This window comes from Wenzhouxiangella sp. XN24, from assembly GCF_011064545.1.
Classification (GTDB): domain Bacteria; phylum Pseudomonadota; class Gammaproteobacteria; order Steroidobacterales; family XN24; genus XN24.
The window spans coordinates 16300-37438 of record NZ_JAAMFG010000021.1 but is presented as its reverse complement, the minus strand read 5'-3'; the positions used below and the strand labels follow the sequence as shown (position 1 = coordinate 37438).

The window sequence follows — 21139 nt, the reverse complement described above, 5'->3', positions numbered from 1 at the left end:
GCTTCAATTGGAACGATTCTACCCCTCCACGAGAGGCCGGCGCACGGCCATCGCGCGTCGCCGTGCACGCGACAGCCGCCACTCGTCGCGCGCGTGCGCCGCGAGGGCGCGGCCGATGGACAGCGAGGGATCCGGCGCTAGGCCGTCCGCGAGCCGCAGGATCTGGCGGTAATACCACGCCATCTCGCCCTGCACGTTGAGAAACTTCATGAGCATCAGCGGGCTGGCCGGCCCCGCCCAGCGACTGCGGCCGAAGCGCAACGGCGGAGGCGGCGTCGCGCCCACTACGCTGCCGGCGGCGAGCCGGCCCGGCAGGTCCGGCTCGGGACACAGCGGGCGCCCGAGCCCGACCACGTCGAGTTCGTCGGCGGCCAGCGCCTCGGCCATCGCGGCGCGGCTGCGGAAGCCGCCCGTGACCATCATCGGGAGCGGGTACGCGGCGCGGATCTCGCGCGCGTAGTCGAGAAAGTACGCCTCGCGCTGCCGCGTGCTGGCGCGCTGCGGCTCGGCCGCGGTCTCGGCCCGCCCCTCGTAGCCGAACAGTTTCGGCTGCTCGTAGGTGCCGCCGGACACTTCCAGCAGGTCGATCTTCTCCTCCGCCAACCATCCCGCCACCCGCACGCAGTCGGGCAGATCGAAGCCGCCCTTCTGGAAGTCGGCGCTGTTGAGCTTAACCGCCACCGGGAAGTCGTCGCCGACCGCGCGACGCGTGGCGCGCACGATCTCGAGCAGCAGCCGCGCCCGGTTCTCCAGCGGGCCGCCCCATTCGTCCTCGCGGTGGTTGGTGACCGGCGAGAGGAACTGCGCCAGCAGGTAACCGTGGGCGGAATGCACCTGCACCCCGGTGAACCCGGTCTCCCGCGCGATCGTCGCGGTGGTGGCGAAGCGGCGGATGACGTCCTCGATCTCCGCCCCTGTCAGCGCGCGCGGCCGGGCGAACAGCCCGAGCAGGTCCAGCCCCTCCGTCGAGGCCGAGACCGGCTGGGAGGAACTCATGCGCGAGCATTGCCGCCCCGGGTGGCTGATCTGCATCCACAGGTGATTGCCCGCGCAGGTCCCGGCCTTCGCCCATTCGGCCAGCGCCGCCGCACCGCGCCGATCCTCGATCACGACGTTGCCGGGCCGCTCCAGCCAGCGGCGATCGACCATCACGTTGCCGGTGACCAGCAGGCCCGCGCCGCCGGCCGCCCAGCGACGGTAAAGGCGCGCATGACGTTCATTGGCCCGGTCGTCCGCCGCCGCCAGCCCCTCGGTCATGGCCGCCTTGGCGATGCGGTTGGGCAACAGTGCGCCGCAGGGCAGGCGCAGGTGATCGGCGAGTTCGGGCATGATCGCTTCCGAAGGAAAACCAGCGTGCAGCATAGCGCGGCCTCATCTCCGGTAGAATCGTCCGCCAGCAAGGAGCCGGATGCCGATGAACGAATCCACCGCCCTGATCACCAACGACGCCGTGGTCCTCGGACTGCTGGCGATCATTCTCGGCGGCGTCTTCTGGACCCAGCAAAGCAGCCATCCTTTTTTCCGCCGCTTCTACACTTTTGTCCCGGCCCTGCTGCTGTGCTATTTCCTGCCTTCGCTGCTGAACACCTTCAACATCATCGACGGCAGCGAGTCACGGCTGTACTTCGTCGCCTCCCGCTACCTGCTGCCGGCCTGCCTGGTGCTGCTCACGCTGTCGATCGACCTGCCGGCGGTGGCGCGCCTCGGCAACAAGGCCGTGATCATGTTCTTCACCGGCACCTTCGGCATCATCGTCGGCGGCCCGCTGGCGTTGCTGGTGGTCGGCGCGATCTCGCCGGAGACGGTCGGGGGCGACGGCCCCGACGCCGTGTGGCGCGGCATGACGACCATCGCGGGCAGCTGGATCGGCGGAGGCGCCAACCAGGCCGCGATGAAAGAAGTCTTCGACGTCGGCAATAACCTGTTCGGCCAGATGATCGCGGTCGATGTGCTGTGCGCCAGCGTCTGGCTGGCGATCCTGCTGTTCTTCGCAGGACGCGCCAAGGCCATCGACGCGAAGACGGGCGCCGACACCACGGCCATCGAGGATTTGCAGCGTCGCATCGAGGCCTACCACGCGCAGCACGCACGCATCCCGCGCCTTGCCGACCTCATGTTCCTCGCCGCCATCGGCTTCGGCGTGACCGCGGTCGCGCATTTCGGCGCCGACACACTCGCCCCGTGGATCGCCGCCAACGCGCCGGGACTGGACCGCTTCAGCCTGACCAGCGGCTTTTTCTGGCTGGTGGTGATCGCCACCACCGGCGGCCTGCTGCTGTCGTTCACGCCGGCGCGCAAACTGGAAGGCGCCGGCGCCTCGACGGTGGGCTCCGCCTTCCTCTACATCCTGGTCGCCAGTATCGGCATGCAGATGGACATCACGGCCGTCCTCAGCAACCCGGGGCTGTTCGCCGTCGGCATGATCTGGATCGGCTTCCACGCCATCCTGCTCTTGATCGTCGGCAAGCTGATCAAGGCGCCGTTTTTCTACCTCGCGGTCGGCAGCCAGGCGAATGTCGGGGGGGCCGCCTCCGCGCCCGTCGTGGCGTCCGCCTTCCATCCCTCGCTGGCCCCGGTCGGTGTATTGCTGGCGGTGCTCGGCTACGGCGTCGGCACCTACGGCGCCTGGCTGTGCGGCCAGATCCTGCGCGTCATCGCCGCCGGATGAGCGCGGCGGACTGATGAGCGTATCGGCACAGGAATGCGTGGCATCGCTGCTGGCGAGCGAGGCGCCGACGCGCTTGCTGTTGATCGGCGAGCCGCCCGGGGGGCATGGCATACCGGCCGAGGCGGCGATACCCGCCGCCGACGCGCTGGACACTCTGGCCACGCTGGGGCGTTTCGATTTCGTCGTCGTCTGCGACCTGCTGGAACAGGTCGATGAGCCCACCGCGGAGGCCGTGCTCGGCCGGCTGAAGAACCTGCACACCGACAGGTTCCTGCTGCTGGCCGATCCTGCGCGGTCCTGCCTGGGACGCGAGGCGCTGCTGGCGCTCGCGCTGGCGCCGTTCGAGCGTCTCGACGACGGGCGCATCGCCTGGCGCTACGACATCGACGAGTACAACCCGGAACGACGCTGGAACAATCCGGACGACTGGGCGCACCCGGAGAATTTCCAGCGCTTCCGCTGGTAGCAGCATGAAGACCATCGGCCTGCTCGGCGGCATGAGCTGGGAATCGACCCAGGTCTACTACCGGCTGCTGAACGAGCAGGTTCGCGCCAGGCTCGGCGGGCTGCACTCCGCGAAAATCATTTTGCACAGCGTCGATTTCGCGGAGATCGAGGCGCTCCAGCGTCGCGAGGACTGGCCCGCGATGGCTGAACTGCTCTCGACGGCGGCGAAGGGCGTGGCGTCGGCGGGCGCGGATTTCCTGCTGATCTGCACCAACACCATGCACAGGGTCGCGCCGGAGATCGCCCGGGCGATCGATATCCCGTTGTTGCATATCGCGGATGCGACGGCGGCGGCGCTGCGCCGGGGCGGGATCACGCGCGTGGGGCTGCTGGGCACGCGGTTCACCATGGAACAGGCGTTTTTCAGTGATCGCCTGGCCGATTTCGGGATCGAGGTGCTGGTACCCGAGGCGCCACAGCGCGAAATCGTGCACCGGATCATCTACGAAGAGCTGTGCCGGGGCGCCATCAATCCGGGCTCCCGGCGCGCGTACCTGCAAGTCGTCGAGGCGCTGGCGTCGCGCGGCGCCGAGGCCGTGATCCTCGGCTGTACCGAGATCGGCCTGCTGCTGCGGCCCGAGGATACTGACATCCCCCTCTACGACACGACAGAGATCCACGCGTCACAGGCGATCGATTACGCCCTCGGCGAACGCCAGGAGATGGAGCCATGACCAAGCCGACAGCAGACACACCCGAGATCACGCGGCTCTGGCCGACACTGATGCTGCGTCATCGCCTGCCGGGCGCCGAGCGCGCCAACCCGGTGCTGCTGGAGCTGCTCACCGGGATGGAAAAGGCGCGGCCGGACCTCACCACCAAGTACCTCGAGGGCAACCTGTTCGACAACGAGCACCCGGCGATCGGCTGGCTGAAGAGCTGCGTCAAGCGCGCCGTGCTGGACTACGCAAGGGCCGCCGGCGTCGACTACGAGCTGGACTACCACGTGCAGGCCTGGGCGAACATCAATCGCTTCGGCGACTACCACAACCTGCACAATCACCCGCACTCGTGGCTGAGCGGGACCTACTACCTGCAGGTGCCCGAACCCAAGCCACTGCCGGGACGCGCCGACCGCAACCCGGGCGCGATCAGTTTCTACGACCCGCGCCCGCAGGCCAACATGATGGCGGTGCGCGGCGATCCGCAGGTGGATCCCGAGCACCGCATCCTGCCGCGCGCCGGCGAGATCATGCTGTGGCCGGCGTTCCTGCACCACCTGGTGCATCCGAACCTGTCGGACGAACTGCGCGTCTCCATCTCGTTCAATGTCGTGCTGCGCTGGCGCGATTCGTACCTGCCCTGAGGGCAACCAAGGCGGCGCCGGGCATCTTCAAGCCGACGCTTGGAGACTGTTGGTCACCCGAGGCTCGGCAGGGCATTGACCCTCGCGTCGCCGAACAGCGCGAGATCCGGCGCCAGCATCCGGATGTAGCGGTCGAAATAGAGGAACTGCTTCACCAGCAGGGTGAACTCGCGCGGGAAACGAATGCCGTGGCGGCGACCGACCGCCACGAGTTCCATCAGCGCACGGTTCAGGTCCTCGTCTTCCGGCGGCTCGTCGTAGACCGGGTAGTCCGCCGCGTCGCCGGGCCCACCGGGCGCAAGATCAAGCCGCCGGAACAGCGCCTCGAGGTCGGTCGCAAGTCGCGCCGTATCCACCCCTTCGCGGGTGGCGCCCATGGTCGCGAGACCCTCCGCGACCGCCTTGAAATCCCCTCTCGGCAGGCCGTCGGCAAGGGCGAACATGGCGCGCCAGGTCTCTTCGCGAATGCGCCCGACGATGCCGAAATCGATGAAGCCGATGCGCCCGTCGCGCAGCGCCATCAGGTTGCCGGCGTGCAGGTCGGCATGAAAGGTCCGGCAATGCATCAGGCTGCCGAACCAGGTGTTCAGCGCCGTGACCAACAGGCCCTCGGGATCGTCGGTGCAGCGGCGCAAGCCGGCCGGGTCCGTCAGGGAGGCGCCGAAGAACCGCTCCATGGTCAGCACGCGCCCCGTGCTCAAGGCCGGGTAGACGCGTGGGACCGCCGCGCTCCGGTTCAGCGTATCGTCCAGATAGACGCGGAAGGCCTCGATGTTGGCGGCCTCGCGAACGAAGTCGCACTCCTCCATCATCGAGCCCTGGATCTCTTCCACGATGGCCGCGAGGGAGGCATGCGCGGCGCCGGGCGTGACACGTTCCGCGACGCGCGCCACCAGGTACAGCAGGTTCAGGTCGGTGACGATGACTTTCTCGACGCCGGGCTTGCGCACCTTCAACACCACGTCTTCACCCGTCTTGAGGCGCGCGGCGTGCACCTGGGCGATGGACGCGGACGCCAGCGGCTCCGGATCGATCCAGCTGAACTCGGACTCGACCTTGTCGCCGAGCTCCTCGCGCAGGGCGCGGCGGATGGTGCGCCAGGGCAACGGCGAGGTGCGGTCCAGGCAGTGCTGGAACTCGGTGACCCAGGGCTCCGGGAACATGGACGGCGAGCTGGCGATGAACTGGCCGAGCTTGACGTAGGTCGCGCCGAGGCGCTCGAAGGTCTGGCGCACGAGGCGCGGCGGCGGTGGGCGGTCGCCCATCAGCCAGCTCACCCCCGTGCCGGCGAGCACCCGCCCGGTCTGCCCCAGGCGCAGCGCGCCTTTCACCGTCAGGCCGAGCAGTTCGGCGGCATTGCTCATGATGATTCTCCGGGGCGCCTCAGCGGGGCTGCAGGATGGTCGCGCGCAGGGCGCGATCGACGAAGGTGGTCACGGAACGATGAAAGCGGAAGCCCAGGTGGCCGCCGGGATACCACTCGATCTCTGGCTGCTCCCAGTGACGCCACAACGCGTCCACCTGCCCGGGCGGCACGAAGCGATCGGCGAGGGCACCGAATATGAAGCGCCGCTCCCGCGCGATCCGGGGGGGCAGGGCCAGCGGCGACACCGGGGTCAGCGCAAGCGAGATTCGATCCGGCGTGATGCCCTCGGCGGTGGCCAGGGCCAGCGCACGGCCGCTGGCGTGATAGCAGGTCAGCTCGCCGAATTCGGCCGCCGGGATGCCCGCGATCGCGCAATCGATATCGTCCTCCAGCGAGGCGATGAGCGCGGTGGTGTAGCCGCCCAGCGAGAGACCCATCAGGCCGATCCGCTCGGCCCCTTCGTCGCGAAGCCAGGCCACCAGGCGCCGGACATCCCAGACGGTTTGCGTCAACGCGTGCAGCGTGTTGCTCACGTCGCCGGAAATAAAGCCGGCGCCACTGGCGACGCCATGGATCGACCGGGGGCCATGCAGCGGCAGCACGGGCAACGCCAGGTTGAGCCCCGTCTGGTGCAGCCAGCCCGCATTCATGGCGCGCAGGTCGAGCCAGTCGCGGCCCATGGCAAGGCCGTGGACGCAGATCAGCCAGTCGCGCGTCCGTCCGCTGCGCACGATGCGCACCTCCTCGGTCCGGTTCGCCCGGTAGCCGAGCCACCGGTCGCGACCCGGGGCGCCCTGGCGCGGCGCGAACTCGCTCTCGAAACGCATGATCTCGCAGTCCAGGCCGGCACTGCGCCGCTCCGCGATGGCCGACGGGCCGATCGGCGGCGGCGCCTCGTGAAACGCGGCCGGGTTCTCCAGCCAGCCGCCCGCCCGCAACCAGTCGAGCGTGGCCTCGAGCTCCTCGCCGACCCGGGCCTGCACCGGCTCGCTGTAGACGCCCATGATGGTGGTGAGACTGCCCAGCACCGTCTCGTCCAGCGCGATTTCCGCGCTCAATGCCAGGTCGAGTTCCGGAACGGGCAAACCCTCCGGAACCACCAGGTCGTCCGCCGCAAGCCGAGCCGCCGCGAGTCCGGCCCCGACGGACAGCGCGCCCAGGAACACCGCCGTCAAGGGCGCGAACAGCAGCAACAGCACCGCGAACACCAGCCCGACGAACGCCCCCGTCACCCCGGTCCGGGGGATCAGCCGGTCGCCCGGAAAGAACACCATGCCCACGGCACACGCCAGCAGCAGCGCCCCCGGCACCGTGGCGGCCAGGATTCCCGCGAGACCGCCGTCGGCACCGCACGCGAACCAGCCGATGCCCGCGAGGGTGATCAACCAGACTTCGGGCCGGCGGGCCATTTCGTAATCCATTCCGGGGCTCCTGGGCGGGCTTGTGGGGCGCGATACCTGTCAGTCGCACGGATTCATGCCATGCTCGAGGGGTGCGACTCGCTACGCATCCCCTACAAGCATAATGGCTTGACGGAAAAGCTTCATGTTTCCGGCCGGGAAATTCGCCGCCCGCTTGGTTATGCTCTGCCTGATGGCGCCCGCCCTTTCCTGAGAATTCGATGTCGCTGACCGAACTGCTCGCGTATCTCGTAGCCGCCGTGATCGCCGTGCCCATCGCCCGTCGGCTCGGTTTCGGCTCGATCCTCGGCTACCTCGCGGCGGGCATCATCATCGGGCCCTGGGGACTGAAGCTGTTCGCCGACGTCGACCGGATTCTCCACCTGGCCGAGTTCGGCGTGGTCCTGCTGCTGTTCATCATCGGGCTGGAATTGCAGCCGACCCGCCTGTGGGCGCTCCGGCGCGGCATCTTCGGCACCGGTGCAGCGCAGGTCCTCGTCACCGGCGCAGTGCTGGCGGGCGCGGCAATCGCTTTCGGCCTGGCGTGGAAATCGGCGCTGATCGTCGGCCTGATCCTGGCACTGTCCTCCACGGCCTTCGTGCTCCAATTGCTGGCCGAGCGCCGGCAACTGACGACGCGGCACGGCCGGACCGCCTTCACCATCCTGCTGTTGCAGGATATCGCCGTCATTCCACTGCTCGCCCTGATCCCGATGCTCGCCCCGGGGGCCGGCGGCACGCCGGTCTCAGGCAGCGGGTACGTGTTGCAGATCGGCGCCGTGCTGGCCCTGATTGCGGGCGGTCGCTGGCTGTTGCGGCCGATGTTCCGGATCGCGGCCCGCGACGGGGGCCACGAGATATTCACGGCCACTGCACTGGTGGTGGTGGTCGGCTCCGCGCTGCTGATGACCCAGGTCGGGCTCTCGGCCGGGCTCGGCGCCTTCCTCGCCGGCGTGCTGCTGGCGGATTCCGAGTTCCGCCACGAACTGGAGGCCGAGATCGAGCCCTTCAAGGGCCTGCTGCTCGGCCTGTTCTTCGTCGCCGTCGGGATGTCCACCAACCTCGGCCTGCTGGTCGAAATACCCTGGCGGATCATCGCCATGACCGTGGCGTTGATCGCCCTGAAAGCGCTGGTGCTGTTCGTGGTCGGCCGGCTCAGCGGCCTGCCGACCAGCTCGGCGCGCAGCCTGGCGTTCGTGCTCGCCCAGGGCGGCGAATTCGCCTTCGTCCTGTTCGCCGCCGCATTGCAGGGCAACCTCATCGATCGCGAGCTGTTCGAGCTGCTGATCCTGGTCGTCAGCCTGTCCATGATGGCGACGCCCTTCCTGGTGATCGCCGATGAACGCGTCGGCCGGGCCACCCGCGAGAAGGAAGACCAGCGTGAATGGGACAAGGTGGAATCCGATCGCGACCACGAGGTCATCATCGCCGGCCTCGGTCGCTTCGGCCAGGTCGTAGCGCGCGTCCTGAACATGCGCCGGATCCCCTTCACCGCGCTCGAGTCCGACAGCCGGCAGGTCGACTTCGTGCGCCGCTTCGGCAACGTCGTCTATTACGGCGACACGACGCGCCTGGATTTGTTGCGCGCGGCGCACGTGGAAAAAGCCAAGCTGTTCGTGGTCGCCATCGAGGATATCGAGGCTTCCGTGCGCACGGTCGAACTGGTGAAACACCATTTCCCGCACCTGAAGATATTTGCCCGCGCCACCGATCGCGCCCATGCGCGGGCCTTGCGCAACCGGAACGTGGACTACGTCATTCGCGAAAACTACGTGTCGAGCCTGGAAATGGCGGAGAACCTGTTGCAGGCGCTTGGCGATCCGCCGGACATGGCGGCCGACAGCATCCGCCAGTTCCGCCGCTTCGACGAGAACCTGCTGGAGCGGGAACGCGCGGTGGACCAGGACGAGGGCCGCCTCGTGCAGACGGTCCGCGAGGCTGAACGGGAACTCGCGTTCCTGTTCCATAGCGACGAACATGACGTGGAAAGCGCGGTGAAGGCCAAAGAGAAATGAGCAAGCTGACGGACGACTATTTTCGCGACCTGCCGCCGAAAGAACGCCGCTACGACACCCCGCTGGGGGAAGGGCTGGTGTTCTCGGTGTTTCCCAACGGCACGAAGTGCTGGGTGCTGGTCTATTCGGTGGACGGTTTCGCGCGCCGCCGGACCCTCGGCCTGTTTCCGGAACTCAACGCGGACGGCGCCCGCGAGGCGCTCGCGCAGGCGCGCCGCATCCTCGCGGTGGAAAGCGAACTGGCCCGCTCCGGCGAGCTCAGCGCCGCGGCGCCCCGCCGCGGCTTTTTCGTCGGCCTTCTCGAAGACAAGCCCCTGCTGGCGTTCGGCCTGGGCCTTGGCTTCGCCGCATTGCTGGGCCTCGCGGTGGTCTGGCTGCTGCGCTGAGCAACGTCGCGCCTCCCCTCACCAGGGAATTCGCTCCCCGTTCCAGGCGAAGAATCCGCCGGTGTCGTCGCGTTTCAGCCCGTCGATCACCGCGAGCAGCCGCCCGGCCGAAAACGCCGTGTTGAACAGCTTGCCCTCGGGAACACCGGCCTGGAACGGGCGCGACAGGCCGGTGTCGGTGGTGCCGGGATGCAAGGCGACACAGATCGAACCGCGCGCGCGACGTGCCAGCTCGATGGATAACGTCCGGATGAACATGTTCTGCGCCGCCTTGGCCGCACGATAGGCATACCAGCCGCCGAGCCGGTTGTCGCCGATGCTGCCCACGCGGGCGGAGAGGCTCGCGAACACGACACGATCCCGCCGCGGCAACAGCCGCTCGAAGTGCTTGGCCAGCAACAACGGGCCGGCCGCGTTGACCGCGAACGACTCCTGGAGCCAGTCTGCGCGGACCTCGGCAAGACGCCGTTCCGGTTGCGGTCCACCCGGCCTGTGCAGGAATCCGGCGCAGTTGATCAGCAACTCGACCGTCGAGCCTTCTTCGCCCGCCTCCCGGGCGGCGTCGGCGAGGACCTGCTCGTCGGTGACGTCGAGTTGCAGGATGCGCACGGCCGGCGCGACGGCGGCGAGCTCGGCCAGTTCCCCGGCCGCCTCCGGGTCCCGACAGCCCGCCCAGATCCGTCGCGCCTGCCCGCCCGCCACGAGGTGCCGGACGAAAGCCAGGCCGATGCCGCGATTCGCCCCGGCGACCAGCGCGGTGAAGGGTTGGGGAAAGCTGGCGAGCACGGGGTCCGGCGCCGGAGGGTTCATGTCTTCACCAGTGGCGTAGAATTCAGCGTCGCTTTCGTCCTGTGGACCGACATGGATGCGGCGGCCGGAAACGTGTGCAACATGGGCCAGGGATCTAAGCTACGGGAGTTTGTTTCAAGAATGGATTGCGCCATGCCGCCTGCGAAGTCATCGCCCCGCGCCGCCATGCTGCTCCTGGCCGTGCTCTGCATCGCCTGCGGTCTCTCTGCCGGCGCGCCGGCCATCGCCCAGGTCCTCCCGGGAATCAGCGTGCCGGACAGGGCCGAGACCGAGGAGCCTGCCGAGGAAACGGCGCCTGCGCCACTGAGGGCGGTCCCCCTGCAAGCGGTGCCGGACCGGCTGGACGAGGGACGGGAACTCGTGCGGCGCGCGGTGAATGCCGCCCGGCCCGACCCGGAAGTCGAGTCGATTGCCGAGCAGCTCACGGGGCTCGAAACGCGCCTCGAGACACTCGACGAACCCCTGCCGGCCACCGACTTGCGGAGCCTCGAGAATGCCCTGGAACGGGTCAACGGGCTGCGCCGCGACCTGACTTCGCTACGCTTGCCGCTTGCCCGGCGCGGCAGCGAACTCGGCCAGCGGCTGGAGTCGCTGCAACAGGCGAGCGAGACCTGGCGCCTGACCCGGGAAGCGCTGGCCGGGGGGGACGCTCCCGCCGAACTGCTCGAAAGCGTCGACAACCTGCAAGATGCGCTCGAGGACGCCCGGCAGGTCGTCGATGGACGCCTGGAAACGATCCTGGCCATGCAGGCGCAACTGACGCGCTGGCGCACGCCCGTCGAGGAACGACGCGAAATCCTCGAAGCGGCCATGGCGCAAGCGGGCGCCGAATTGTTCGAGCCCGAGCATCCGGCGATCTGGCGCAGTGACATCTCGCTCGGCGACCTCCAGGGCTCCCGGCACGCATGGCAAGGCGACTGGCAGGCGCTGCAGAATTACCTGGCGGCCAGGGAAGGCGCCCTTGCCCTCCATGCCGGTTTGCTGGTGTTGCTGCTCGTATTCTTCTTCGCGCTGGCACGCAAGGTCGACCAATGGGTCGGCGACAGGCCCGGGCTCGCCCCGACGCTCGCCATATTCCGTTTCCCCCTCGCCGCCGCGCTCGTCATGGCGATTCTCGCCGGCGCGTGGCTCTACCCGGACGCGCCACCGGTACTGAGGGAGCTGTTCGGCGTCTTGCTGATCCTGCCATTGCTGCGCATGCTGCCGCCCATCGTCAGCCCGGTTTTGCGGGGCCCCCTTTACCAGGTCATCGCCCTGTATGCGTTGTTGCGGATGGATATCCTGCTCGGCACGGGGACCAGCCTGGAGCGCTACACGCTGCTCTTGCTCACCACTGCGGCGCTCGCGGTCGCCGCCCTGATGTTCCGTCCCGGCGGGCCGGCGGCGAAGCTCGAGGCGGGACCATGGTGGCGGGCGGTGCGTTTCGCCGGACGAGCCGGCAGCCTGGTCCTGTTGACCGCGCTGCTGGCAAATATCGGCGGCTATGTGTCACTGGCGGGTTTGCTCACCAATGCGGTGATCGGCAGCGCGTTTGCCGGCATCGTGCTGTTCGCCGGGGTCGTCGTCACGCGGGCTGCGCTCAACGCGATGCTGCAGACGCAGCTGTTGAGAAAATCGAACCTCGTCCGCTGGCACAGTGCCGCCATCGACGGCTGGGTGATGCGCATCCTGCCGTTCGTCGTGCTCATCGGCTGGATCGTGGCCACCCTCCGGCTGTTTCGTCTCGATGGCCTGCTCGGCCAGGTGGTTTCCGGAATATTGTTCAGCAGGGCCAGGATCGGAACGGTGTCGATATCGCTCGGCGACATCCTCGGTTTCGCGCTCGCGATCTGGCTGGGCCTGCTCCTCTCGCGACTGCTGCGCTTCGTGCTCGACGTGGACGTGTTCCCGCGGGTCACGTTGCCGCGGGGCGTGGCGGCCACCATCTCGATGCTGGTCAACTACACGATCCTGGGCATCGCCGTCGTGTTCGCCGTGGCGGCCGCCGGCATCCAGCTCGATCGTTTCGCGATCATCGTGGGCGCACTTTCCGTCGGCATCGGTTTCGGGCTGCAGAACGTGGTCAACAACTTCGTGTCCGGCCTGATCCTGGCCTTCGAGCGCCCGGTGCAATCCGGCGATACCATCGAGTTCACCGAGACGTTCGGCAACGTCACGCGCATCGGCGTGCGCTCCAGCACGGTGCGCACTTTCGACGGCGCCGAGGTGATCGTGCCGAACGCCAACCTGATATCCAACGAAGTCACCAACTGGACGTTGTCCGATATGCGCCGGCGCATCGAGATCCTGGCCGGCGTGGCCTACGGCACGGATCCCCGCAAAGTGATCGAACTGCTCCTGGCCGTGGCGCGTCGCAACGAGAAAGTTCTCGAGGACCCGGAACCCGCCGCGCTGTTTCTCGGCTTCGGCGACAGCTCGCTGGATTTCTCGCTCCGCGCGTGGACGGACGATTTCAACAACTACCTCACCATCAAGAGCGACCTGACGCTCGCCGTGCACGATGCGCTGTACGAATCGGGAATCGAGATCCCCTTCCCGCAACGCGACCTTCACCTCCGCTCGGTGGACTCCGCCGCCGTCGCGCGGATCGGCGCGGTTCGCTCTCCCGAGGTCGGCGATGCCCCCGCGAGCGACGCAGCGTCATCACCCGATCCCGGGCCCGGCTCGCGAGGAGGTCAGGGTTCCGGGCCATCCTCCGGCGGGACATCGTAGCGCTCGAACCACGTAATTCCCCCGCTTTGCCCCGCGGCAGCGCTGTCGTATGCTTGGGACCGGATGCCCATGTGGCTTCCCTGATCCCGATCCGTTGTTGAGAGCCTCATGACATGAAGTCGATCTACGTAGGCAACCTGCCTTTCACCGCCACAGAAGAAGAAGTCCGTGGCCTGTTCTCCCCCTTTGGCGACGTCCAGTCGGTCAAGATCGTGAGCGATCGAGAGACCGGCCGGCCGAGGGGATTCGGGTTTGTCGAGATGCCTGACGCTGACGCGGACAACGCCATCAAGGCCCTCGAGGGCCACGAAATGGGTGGACGCGCCCTGAAGATCAACGAAGCCCGTCCCCGGGCGCCCCGGCCACCGAGGTTCTGACCTCCGGGCGGGCGCCGGTCCCGCCTGCCCCGGCCTGTAGCACGCTGCACCCGCGGCGATCGGTTCCTTTTAGTCTGCTGCAGCCCTGCTCGCCGCCGCCAGGCCGGCGAAGTCGAACAGCTGTGTGTCGAGCAGCTGGGAAGGCGCGACATTGCCGAGTGCGGCGGCAATGGAGTCGATCCGGCCCGGGAAACGTCGCTCCCAGTCCGCCAGCATCGCCTTGATCTCCTGTCGCTGCAGGTTTTCCTGCGCGCCGCACAGGTTGCAGGGAATGAGGGGAAACTGCTTGGCCGTGGCGTAGCGCGCCAGCTCGCTCTCGCGGCAATAGGCCAGCGGCCGGATCACCACGTTGCGTCCGTCGTCGCTGCGCAGCTTCGGCGGCATGGCCTTGATGGTGCCGCCGAAAAACAGGTTCAGGAACAGCGTCTCGATGATGTCGTCGCGATGGTGCCCCAGGGCGATCTTGTCGAATCCCTGCGCGGCGGCGAAGCTGTACAGGGCGCCCCGCCTGAGCCGCGAGCAGAGGCCGCAGGTGGTCTTCCCCTCCGGGATGACCCGCTTGACCACGCTGTAGGTGTCCTGTTCCAGGATATGGAAAGGCACCCCGAGGGACGCGAGATACTCCGGGAGGACGTGCGCCGGGAAACCCGGCTGCTTCTGGTCGAGGTTCACGGCGACAAGCTCGAAGCTCACCGGCGCCGCGCGCTGCAGCGCGATGAGCAGGCTGAGGAGCGCGTAGCTGTCCTTGCCCCCCGACAGGCACACCATCACGCGATCGCCGTCGGCGATCATGCCGTAATCCTCGATCGCCTTGCCGACCTGGCTGCGCAGCCGCGATTCGAGGCGGCGGGCCGTGGCGGAGAGTGCGCCCTCGTCGTTCATCCTGCTTCCTCCCGGGGGGAGCGCATTCTAACCGACGGGACTTCCGCGGGGAGGCTTGACCGGCGCGGTAGAATATCAGGATGCGTCCTGCCAGCCCCCTGATCGTCCGCCTGTCGTCCATGGTCATCTCGGCCCTGGTGCTGTCGTCCTTGGCCCTGTTGCCGGCGGCGGCCGCCGGGGCCGCGACGCCGCAGGTGGTCGTCAGCATCCTGCCGCAGCAGTACCTCGTCGAGCGGATCGGCGGGTCGCGGGTCGAGGTGCTCACGCTGGTGCAGCCGGGAGACAGCCCCGCCACCTACGCACCCGGACCCGCCACGCTCGCCGCCCTGGATACCGCGCAGGCGTGGTTCACCATCGACGTGCATTTCGAAGCCGTCTGGCTCGACCGAATCGTGCGCGACCGGCCCGGCCTGGAGATTATTCCCCTGGCAGAGGATCTGCCGTTGCGTCGCACGGAGGAGAGCGACGTACTGACCGAAGGTTCGCCTGCGGGCACGCACGATCACGACCGTCATGATGACCATCACCACGATCACGACCATGGCGGCGCTCCGGACCCCCACACGTGGACGGATCCGCGCCTGGCGGCGCGGATGGCGGAACGCATCGCGGACACGCTGGCCCGGCTCGATCCCGAGGGAGCCGCCTATTACCGGGAACGGGCCGCCGCCCTGCAGGAGGAACTGCTCGACCTGCACCGCGAGATCGCCGCACGCCTCGCGCCGCTGGAGGGTCGGGCTTTCATCGTGTTCCACCCCTCCTGGGGATATTTTGCGGACGCCTATGGGCTGGTGCAGCTGCCCATCGAGATCGGGGGGCGCGAACCCGGCCCGCGGAGCCTCGCCGAGCTGATCCGCCGCGGCCGCGCGGCCGGCGTCAAGGCGGTGTTCGTCCAGCGCCAGTTCACCCAGCGCAGCGCGCGCGCCGTGGCGGAGGCCCTGGGCGTGCCGACCGTCGAGGCCGACCCGCTGGCCCTGGACTACATCGACAACCTGCGACGCGTTTCCATCGCCATGGCGGCCGCGCTCGACGGCGCGGGCGCGGACGACGGCTCGTGACGGCCTCACTGTCTTTCCGGGATGTCAGCTTCGGTTACGGAGACGGCCCGGACGTCGTGCAACACGTGGACCTGGAGATCGGCCCCCACGAGCTGATCGGCCTGATCGGCCCCAACGGGGGCGGCAAGAGCACGCTCCTGAAACTCGCCGCCGGACTGCTCAAGCCGCGCGAGGGCGAAGTGCAAGTGTTCGGCCGGCCGCCCCATGCAGCGCGCGAAGACATCGGGTACGTGCCGCAGTTCGCGCTGTTTCCGCGCGAGTTTCCCATCACCGTCGCGCAGGCCGTGTTGCTCGGCCGGCTGGGGGTCGGCTCCGGACTCCGCTGGAGCGCGGCCGACCGGGCCGCGGCCACCCGCGCGATCCACGAAACCGAGCTGGATGCGCTCGCGGGCAGACCACTCAGCGCGCTGTCCGGCGGAGAACTGCAACGCGTGCTGATCGCCCGCGCGCTCGCCGCCGAGCCGCGCCTGCTGCTGCTCGACGAACCCACCTCGAACCTCGACCAGCGCGCCGAGGAGGACATGTTCGCCCTCCTTGCGAAACTGAGCGACCGCATGGCGGTCGTGCTCGTCTCGCACGACGTCGGGTTCGTCACCGGCTACGTGCAGCGGGTCGCGTGCATCAGCCGGACCCTGATCTGCCACGGCACCTCGGAAGTCACCGGCGAAGTGATCAACGAGCTCTACGGGCACCCGGTCCGGGCCGTGCATCATGCGCATCCCCACGGATCGGCGCCGGATCGAAGCTGATGGAGTTTCTCCAGGCCCTGGCGGAGCACGATTTCCTGCAACGCGCTCTCGCGGGGGGGCTCCTCGCCAGCATCGGCTGCGGCATCGTCGGCAGCTACGTCGTCGTGCAGCGCATCAGCCTGCTGGCGGGTGCGATCGCGCACGCCGTGCTCGGGGGCATGGGCGCCGCCTGGTATTTCGGCATCGATCCCCTGGCCGGCGCACTGGTGGCCGCGGTCTTCGCCGCGCTCATCATCGGCTGGGTCAAGCTGCGCTTCGCGGAACGCGAGGACACCGCGATTTCGGCGATCTGGGCGCTCGGCATGGCCATCGGCATCCTGTTCATCGCCAAGACCCCGGGTTACAGCGTGGATCTCATCGGCTACCTGTTCGGCAACCTGTTGATGATGTCCTCGAGCGACCTGCAGCTCATCGCCGCGCTCGATATCGTGATCCTCGTCCTGACCGGGTTGTTCTTCCGCCAGTTCCTCGCCGTGTGCTTCGACCCGGAATTCGCGCGCGTGCGCGGCCTCAAGATGGAACGATATTACCTGCTGCTGCTGGTCCTGGTGGCGCTGACCGTCGTGATGCTCATCCAGGTCGTCGGCCTGATCCTGGTGATCGCCCTGATGACCCTGCCGGCCGCCATCGCCGGGCGCTTCACGGTGTCGCTCGGCGCGATGATGGGCCTCGCCATCCTGCTGGGCATGGCTTTCACCGCCGGCGGACTGGCGATCTCCTATGCCCCTGACCTGCCTTCCGGGCCCGTGATCATCGTGCTTGCGGGCATCGCATACCTGCTGGCCGCGCTGTTGCGGCGCGGCCGCCGCTGACAAAGGAATACGAACATGATCGATAGGAAACTCGTCGAAATTCTCCGTTGCCCGGTGACCCGACAGGCCGTCACCGTCGCACCGAAAGACCGGCTGCGCGAGCTGAACGCCGCGATCGATGCAGGCGAGTTGTGTCATCCGGACGGCCGCAAGGTCGAAGCGCCGCTCGAGACTGCGCTGGTGACCAGCGACGGGTCGCGCATCTATCCGGTCCGCGACGGCATTCCCATCATGCTGGCCGACGAAGCCATCGTCGCCGCTCCCGAAACGGCTCAAGACGCCTGACGCCACGCAGCAAGGGGCGGGACGCCACTCTCCGAACCGCCGCGCGCAAGACGGCGACCGACGGTCTATGCTCTGGACAAGTTCGCAGCATAGGCCGCCGCGATCGTGCAGACCCGACTGGTCAGGTACGTCGGCGTCATCGCCGACTATCCATCCCGTGCGCTGTTCTCCTGGTACCTGGGGCTGATCGCTGTCGGCACCCTGGTCCTTTTGCTACCGGCCTGCCGCGCGCCCGGCGTGGCGCCTTTCGGTTTCATCGATGCGCTGTTCACCGCCGCCAGCGCCTCCACCGTCACCGGGCTGATGGTGCTGTCGGTCGAGTCGCAGCTGAGCTTCACCGGCCAGGCGGTCGTCCTGGCGCTCATCCAGCTCGGCGGCTTCGGCATCATGTCGATCGGTACGCTCCTCTTCGTGAGCGCCACCGGAAGGCAGCCGGTCCGCTTCCATGTGCTCACCAAGGAAACGCTCGGCGCGCCTCTCGGCGCCGACGTGAAGCGACTGATCCTCCTGGTGGCGGCCGTGACCCTCGCCATCGAAGCGGTCGGCGCGATCGCGCTGCTGCTGGCGCGGCTCGGGGACGGACCGTTCCTCGACGTGCTCTGGTGGGCCGTGTTCCATTCGGTATCGGGGTTCTGCAACTCGGGCATCTCGCTGCAGGATGCCAGTCTCGCGCCCTGGGCAGGCGATCCCGCCGTGATCCTGGTGATGGCGGGATTGATCATCGCCGGAGGACTCGGGTTCCCGGTACTGCTCGACCTGCGCCACGTGAGGAAGAAAGGTCGCGACCGGCGCAGCCTGCGGTTCCACACGCGCCTCGTCGTCACCGCCACCCTGTTTCTCGTGATCGGCGGCACCATTGCCATCTGGTGGCTGGAGCGCGGCCAGGCCCTGGCGGACATGGGCCCGGGCGATGCCGTGGTCAACGCGCTTTTCCAGAGTGTCACCGCACGATCCGCGGGGTTTTCGACCCTCCCGATCGAGAGCATGGTCTACCCCTCGCTGTTCGTCCTCATGCTGCTGATGATGATCGGCGGCAGCTCGTGTTCTACCGCGGGCGGCATCAAGGTCTCCACGGTCGCCGTGCTGGCGTTGCAGGCCAAGGCGCTGGTGCGCCACGACTGGCAGATGAACGCGTTCCACCGGCGCGTCTCCGACCGCGCCCTGCTGCTCGCGGTCACGGTCACGGCGACCTATCTCGTCGTGCTGGTCGTCGGCGCCGCCCTGCTGCTGGTGCTCGAGACTCGCGATCTGCAGCGGGCGACCGCGCAGGGAGAGTTCCTCGACGTGGTTTTCGAGGCGATTTCCGCCCTCGGCACCGTGGGCCTTTCCACGGGCGCCACCGGGCGGCTCAGCGAGGGTGGACAACTCGTGGTGGTCCTCATGATGCTACTCGGGCGCGTCGGGCCGCTGGCGATGGCCTCCTCCCTGCTGCGCCGTCCGCAGGGCCCTAAAATCCGCTATCCGCAAAGTGAGGTGATCATTGGCTGAGAAAAAGCATTCCCGCTTCATCGTCATCGGCCTCGGACGCTTCGGCGGCGCCCTGGCCGAACGCCTGGCGAAAAACGGCCACAAGGTCACCGGCGTGGACATCGACGAGGCCGCGGTGCAACGGGTCGAGCATTGCCTCGCGGAGGCCCTGGTGGCCGACGGTGCAGACGAAGAGGTGCTCGAGGCCCTGGATCTGCCGAATGCGGACGCGGTGTTCATCTCGCTCGGCGACCATGCCAACCGCAGCATCGTCACGACGATGCTGGCGCTGGAGCACGGCGCGGAGCGCGTGCTGATCAAGGGCATCGACGAGTTGCATGCGAAGATCCTGCGCAAGCTGGGGGACGTCGAAGTGCTGTTCGCCGAGGAAGCGATGGCACGCTATGTGGCCGACCATCTCGTGTGAAACTCCGAGCCGGGTGCGTGGCCCGTCGTCTCGTCCCGCGAGATGCGTCCGTCAGCGGAGTTGCCGAATACGCCCCCGCGGCGCCGCGGGTAGCCGCGGCCGGCCGGCGGCAGTACCCTTGTAATCCATATCCAACCTGGCGAGAAGCAAACGCGTGAGCGAAGAATCCGGCATGAAAATCGAACTCGGCAATCTCGAACTGGCCGATTACAGCGAGCTGCGCAAAGCCATGGAGGAGGCCTACGCGGGCATCGGCCGGGACTACTGGCCGCATGCCGACATCGCGAAACTGCTGGAGAAATTCCCGGAGGGCCAGCTGTGCGTCAAGGTCAACGGCAAGGTCGTGGCGTCGGCGCTCTCGCTCGTGGTCGATTACGGAAAGTTCGGCGACAACCACAGTTTCCGTGACATCACCGGCAACGACACCTTCAAGACGCACGACCCGGACGGCGACGTGCTGTACGGCATCGAGGTGTTCGTGCGGCCCGAGTTCCGCGGCATGCGCCTGGCGCGGCGTCTTTACGACGCCCGCAAGGAACTGTGCGAGAACCTCAACCTGCGGGCGATCATGGCCGGGGGGCGCATTCCGAACTACGAGAAATACGGCGAACTGATGACGCCGCGCGAATACATCGAGCAGGTGCGGCTGAAGAACATCTACGATCCCACCCTCACCTTCCAGCTGTCCAACGGTTTCCACGTCAAGAAACTGCTGCGCAACTATCTCGAGGAAGACACCCAATCGCTCGGCTACGCCACGCTGCTCGAGTGGAACAACATCTACTACGAGGAGAAGCCGCGACTGATCAATCGCCCGCGCAGCGTCGTGCGCGTCGGCCTCGTGCAGTGGCAGATGCGGCTGTTCGCGGACCGCGTGGCGCTGATGGACCAGGTCGAGTTCTTCGTCGATGCGATCTCGGCTTACAAGGCCGATTTCATCCTTTTCCCGGAATTCTTCAACGCCCCCCTGATGGCGGAGTTCAACGAGCTGGATGAACCGAAAGCGATCCGGGAAGTGTCGAAGCACACCGAGTGGATCCGCGCACGTTTCCAGGAACTCGCGGTGTCCTACAACATCAACATCATCGCCGGCAGCATGCCGCTGGTGGAGCACGACCGGCTGTACAACGTCAGCTTCCTGCTGCGTCGGGACGGGACCTGGGACCAGTCGCGGAAGATTCACCCGACCCCCGACGAGATTTCCATCTGGGGCATGTCCGGCTGGGACCGCGTGCCGGTCTTCGACACGGACTGCGGCCGCATCGGGATCCTGATCTGTTACGACGCCGAGTTTCCCGAGCTGGCCCGCATCTGCGCGGACCAGAACATGCACATCCTGTTCGTCCCCTTCCTGACCGACACACAGAGCGCCTACATGCGGGTGCGCATCTGCTCGCAGGCGCGCGCCGTGGAAAACGAATGCTACGTCGCGATCGCGGGCTCGGTCGGCAACCTCCCCCAGGTGCACAACATGGACGTCCAGTACGGCCAGTCGGCCATATTCACGCCCGCGGACTTCGCCTTCCCGACCAATTCCATCAAGGCCGAGACCACCCCAAACACCGAGATGACCGTCATCGCCGACCTCGACATGGACCTGCTCAAGGAACTGCACGAAATCGGCAGCGTGACCAACCTGAAGGACAGGCGCCGCGATCTCTACGAGATCATCGTCAAGGCGCCGCTCGCCGACAGCGACCTGGAGGCCGAGCGACGTCGCGGCGAGATCGCCCGGGTCGTCGCGGACCAGGATGCGGCAGACCTGGAGGCGGCGGAGCTCGAGGCCGTGGACCTGGAGTCCGCAGACAGCACCGTACCCGAACGCTGACTGGCAGAGCCTCCGGTATGCGCTATACCTTTTTTAAGCGCAGGTCCGCGACTTATTCATGCCGCAACCCCGGGCCTGCCGGAG

20 protein-coding genes are annotated in these 21139 nt (G+C 67.6%); 15 read left to right on the top strand and 5 right to left on the bottom strand.

Annotated features, from left to right (window positions below; genetic code table 11):
• Window positions 1-18 precede the first annotated feature (18 nt).
• Entirely contained in the window at window positions 19-1329 is a 1311-nt protein-coding gene (locus tag G6032_RS01580) for an NADH:flavin oxidoreductase/NADH oxidase family protein (protein WP_165280382.1), read from the bottom strand.
• Window positions 1330-1414: 85 nt separating this feature from the next.
• Here G6032_RS01580 and G6032_RS01575 point away from each other — a divergent pair, with 85 nt between their 5' ends.
• From G6032_RS01575 to G6032_RS01560, 4 genes are read left to right on the top strand one after another with little or no spacing between them, the layout of a single operon-like run.
• Window positions 1415-2668 carry a DUF819 family protein gene (locus G6032_RS01575; RefSeq protein WP_165280381.1) on the top strand — a complete coding sequence of 418 codons (1254 nt, stop codon included), beginning with the start codon at window positions 1415-1417 and terminating at the stop codon, window positions 2666-2668.
• Window positions 2669-2681: 13 nt separating this feature from the next.
• A complete protein-coding gene (locus G6032_RS01570; protein ID WP_165280380.1) occupies window positions 2682-3134 on the top strand; it encodes a DUF6231 family protein in 453 nt (150 codons plus the stop codon).
• Window positions 3135-3138: 4 nt separating this feature from the next.
• On the top strand, window positions 3139-3849 hold the full coding sequence (locus G6032_RS01565; protein WP_165280379.1) for an aspartate/glutamate racemase family protein: 711 nt from the start codon (window positions 3139-3141) through the stop codon (window positions 3847-3849).
• On the top strand, window positions 3846-4481 hold the full coding sequence (locus G6032_RS01560) for a TIGR02466 family protein (RefSeq protein WP_165280378.1): 636 nt from the start codon (window positions 3846-3848) through the stop codon (window positions 4479-4481). The genes G6032_RS01565 and G6032_RS01560 overlap by 4 nt, the downstream gene beginning before the upstream one ends.
• Window positions 4482-4534: 53 nt before the next feature.
• Here the strand turns inward: G6032_RS01560 and G6032_RS01555 are convergent, their stop codons facing one another.
• The gene (locus G6032_RS01555; RefSeq protein WP_165280377.1) at window positions 4535-5845 is read right to left on the bottom strand and encodes an AarF/UbiB family protein; all 1311 of its coding nucleotides are present in this window, start codon (window positions 5843-5845) and stop codon (window positions 4535-4537) included.
• A 19-nt stretch (window positions 5846-5864) separates the two neighbouring features.
• On the bottom strand, window positions 5865-7268 hold the full coding sequence (locus tag G6032_RS01550; protein WP_165280376.1) for a hypothetical protein: 1404 nt from the start codon (window positions 7266-7268) through the stop codon (window positions 5865-5867).
• Between the two features lie 200 nt (window positions 7269-7468).
• On the opposite strand from G6032_RS01550, the gene G6032_RS01545 reads away from it, so the two are divergent.
• Window positions 7469-9262 (top strand): monovalent cation:proton antiporter-2 (CPA2) family protein, encoded by a 1794-nt coding sequence (locus tag G6032_RS01545; RefSeq protein WP_165280375.1) that lies wholly within the window; start codon window positions 7469-7471, stop codon window positions 9260-9262.
• The gene (locus G6032_RS01540) at window positions 9259-9648 is read left to right on the top strand and encodes an Arm DNA-binding domain-containing protein (protein WP_165280374.1); all 390 of its coding nucleotides are present in this window, start codon (window positions 9259-9261) and stop codon (window positions 9646-9648) included. Before G6032_RS01545 ends, G6032_RS01540 begins: the two co-directional genes overlap by 4 nt.
• An 18-nt stretch (window positions 9649-9666) precedes the next feature.
• Here G6032_RS01540 and G6032_RS01535 read toward each other — a convergent pair whose 3' ends face one another.
• Window positions 9667-10458 (bottom strand): SDR family NAD(P)-dependent oxidoreductase, encoded by a 792-nt coding sequence (locus G6032_RS01535; protein WP_165280373.1) that lies wholly within the window; start codon window positions 10456-10458, stop codon window positions 9667-9669.
• Between the two features lie 132 nt (window positions 10459-10590).
• On the opposite strand from G6032_RS01535, the gene G6032_RS01530 reads away from it, so the two are divergent.
• Both G6032_RS01530 and G6032_RS01525 read left to right on the top strand, forming a co-directional pair.
• Entirely contained in the window at window positions 10591-13170 is a 2580-nt protein-coding gene (locus tag G6032_RS01530; RefSeq protein ID WP_165280372.1) for a mechanosensitive ion channel domain-containing protein, read from the top strand.
• A 113-nt stretch (window positions 13171-13283) separates the two neighbouring features.
• A complete protein-coding gene (locus tag G6032_RS01525) occupies window positions 13284-13547 on the top strand; it encodes an RNA-binding protein (RefSeq protein WP_165280371.1) in 264 nt (87 codons plus the stop codon).
• Window positions 13548-13616: 69 nt separating this feature from the next.
• On the opposite strand, the gene ttcA is transcribed toward G6032_RS01525, so the two are convergent.
• Window positions 13617-14429, bottom strand: a complete 813-nt coding sequence (gene ttcA, locus G6032_RS01520) for a tRNA 2-thiocytidine(32) synthetase TtcA (RefSeq protein WP_165280370.1) — start codon at window positions 14427-14429, stop codon at window positions 13617-13619.
• Between the two features lie 80 nt (window positions 14430-14509).
• Between ttcA and G6032_RS01515 the strand changes: the two genes are divergently transcribed.
• The 7 genes from G6032_RS01515 to G6032_RS01485 all read left to right on the top strand — a co-directional run bounded on the left by G6032_RS01515 (window position 14510) and on the right by G6032_RS01485 (window position 21055).
• On the top strand, window positions 14510-15487 hold the full coding sequence (locus G6032_RS01515; RefSeq protein ID WP_165280369.1) for a zinc ABC transporter substrate-binding protein: 978 nt from the start codon (window positions 14510-14512) through the stop codon (window positions 15485-15487).
• A complete protein-coding gene (locus tag G6032_RS01510; protein ID WP_165280368.1) occupies window positions 15484-16236 on the top strand; it encodes a metal ABC transporter ATP-binding protein in 753 nt (250 codons plus the stop codon). The genes G6032_RS01515 and G6032_RS01510 overlap by 4 nt, the downstream gene beginning before the upstream one ends.
• A complete protein-coding gene (locus G6032_RS01505) occupies window positions 16236-17048 on the top strand; it encodes a metal ABC transporter permease (protein ID WP_206211742.1) in 813 nt (270 codons plus the stop codon). Before G6032_RS01510 ends, G6032_RS01505 begins: the two co-directional genes overlap by 1 nt.
• 15 nt (window positions 17049-17063) lie before the next feature.
• Window positions 17064-17333, top strand: coding sequence for a Trm112 family protein (locus G6032_RS01500; RefSeq protein WP_165280367.1), 270 nt, complete (start codon window positions 17064-17066; stop codon window positions 17331-17333).
• Between the two features lie 105 nt (window positions 17334-17438).
• Entirely contained in the window at window positions 17439-18821 is a 1383-nt protein-coding gene (locus tag G6032_RS01495) for a potassium transporter TrkG (RefSeq protein WP_165280366.1), read from the top strand.
• Window positions 18814-19227, top strand: a complete 414-nt coding sequence (locus G6032_RS01490; RefSeq protein WP_165280365.1) for a TrkA family potassium uptake protein — start codon at window positions 18814-18816, stop codon at window positions 19225-19227. Before G6032_RS01495 ends, G6032_RS01490 begins: the two co-directional genes overlap by 8 nt.
• A 172-nt stretch (window positions 19228-19399) precedes the next feature.
• Window positions 19400-21055, top strand: a complete 1656-nt coding sequence (locus tag G6032_RS01485; RefSeq protein WP_206211748.1) for a bifunctional GNAT family N-acetyltransferase/carbon-nitrogen hydrolase family protein — start codon at window positions 19400-19402, stop codon at window positions 21053-21055.
• Window positions 21056-21139: the final 84 nt, after the last annotated feature.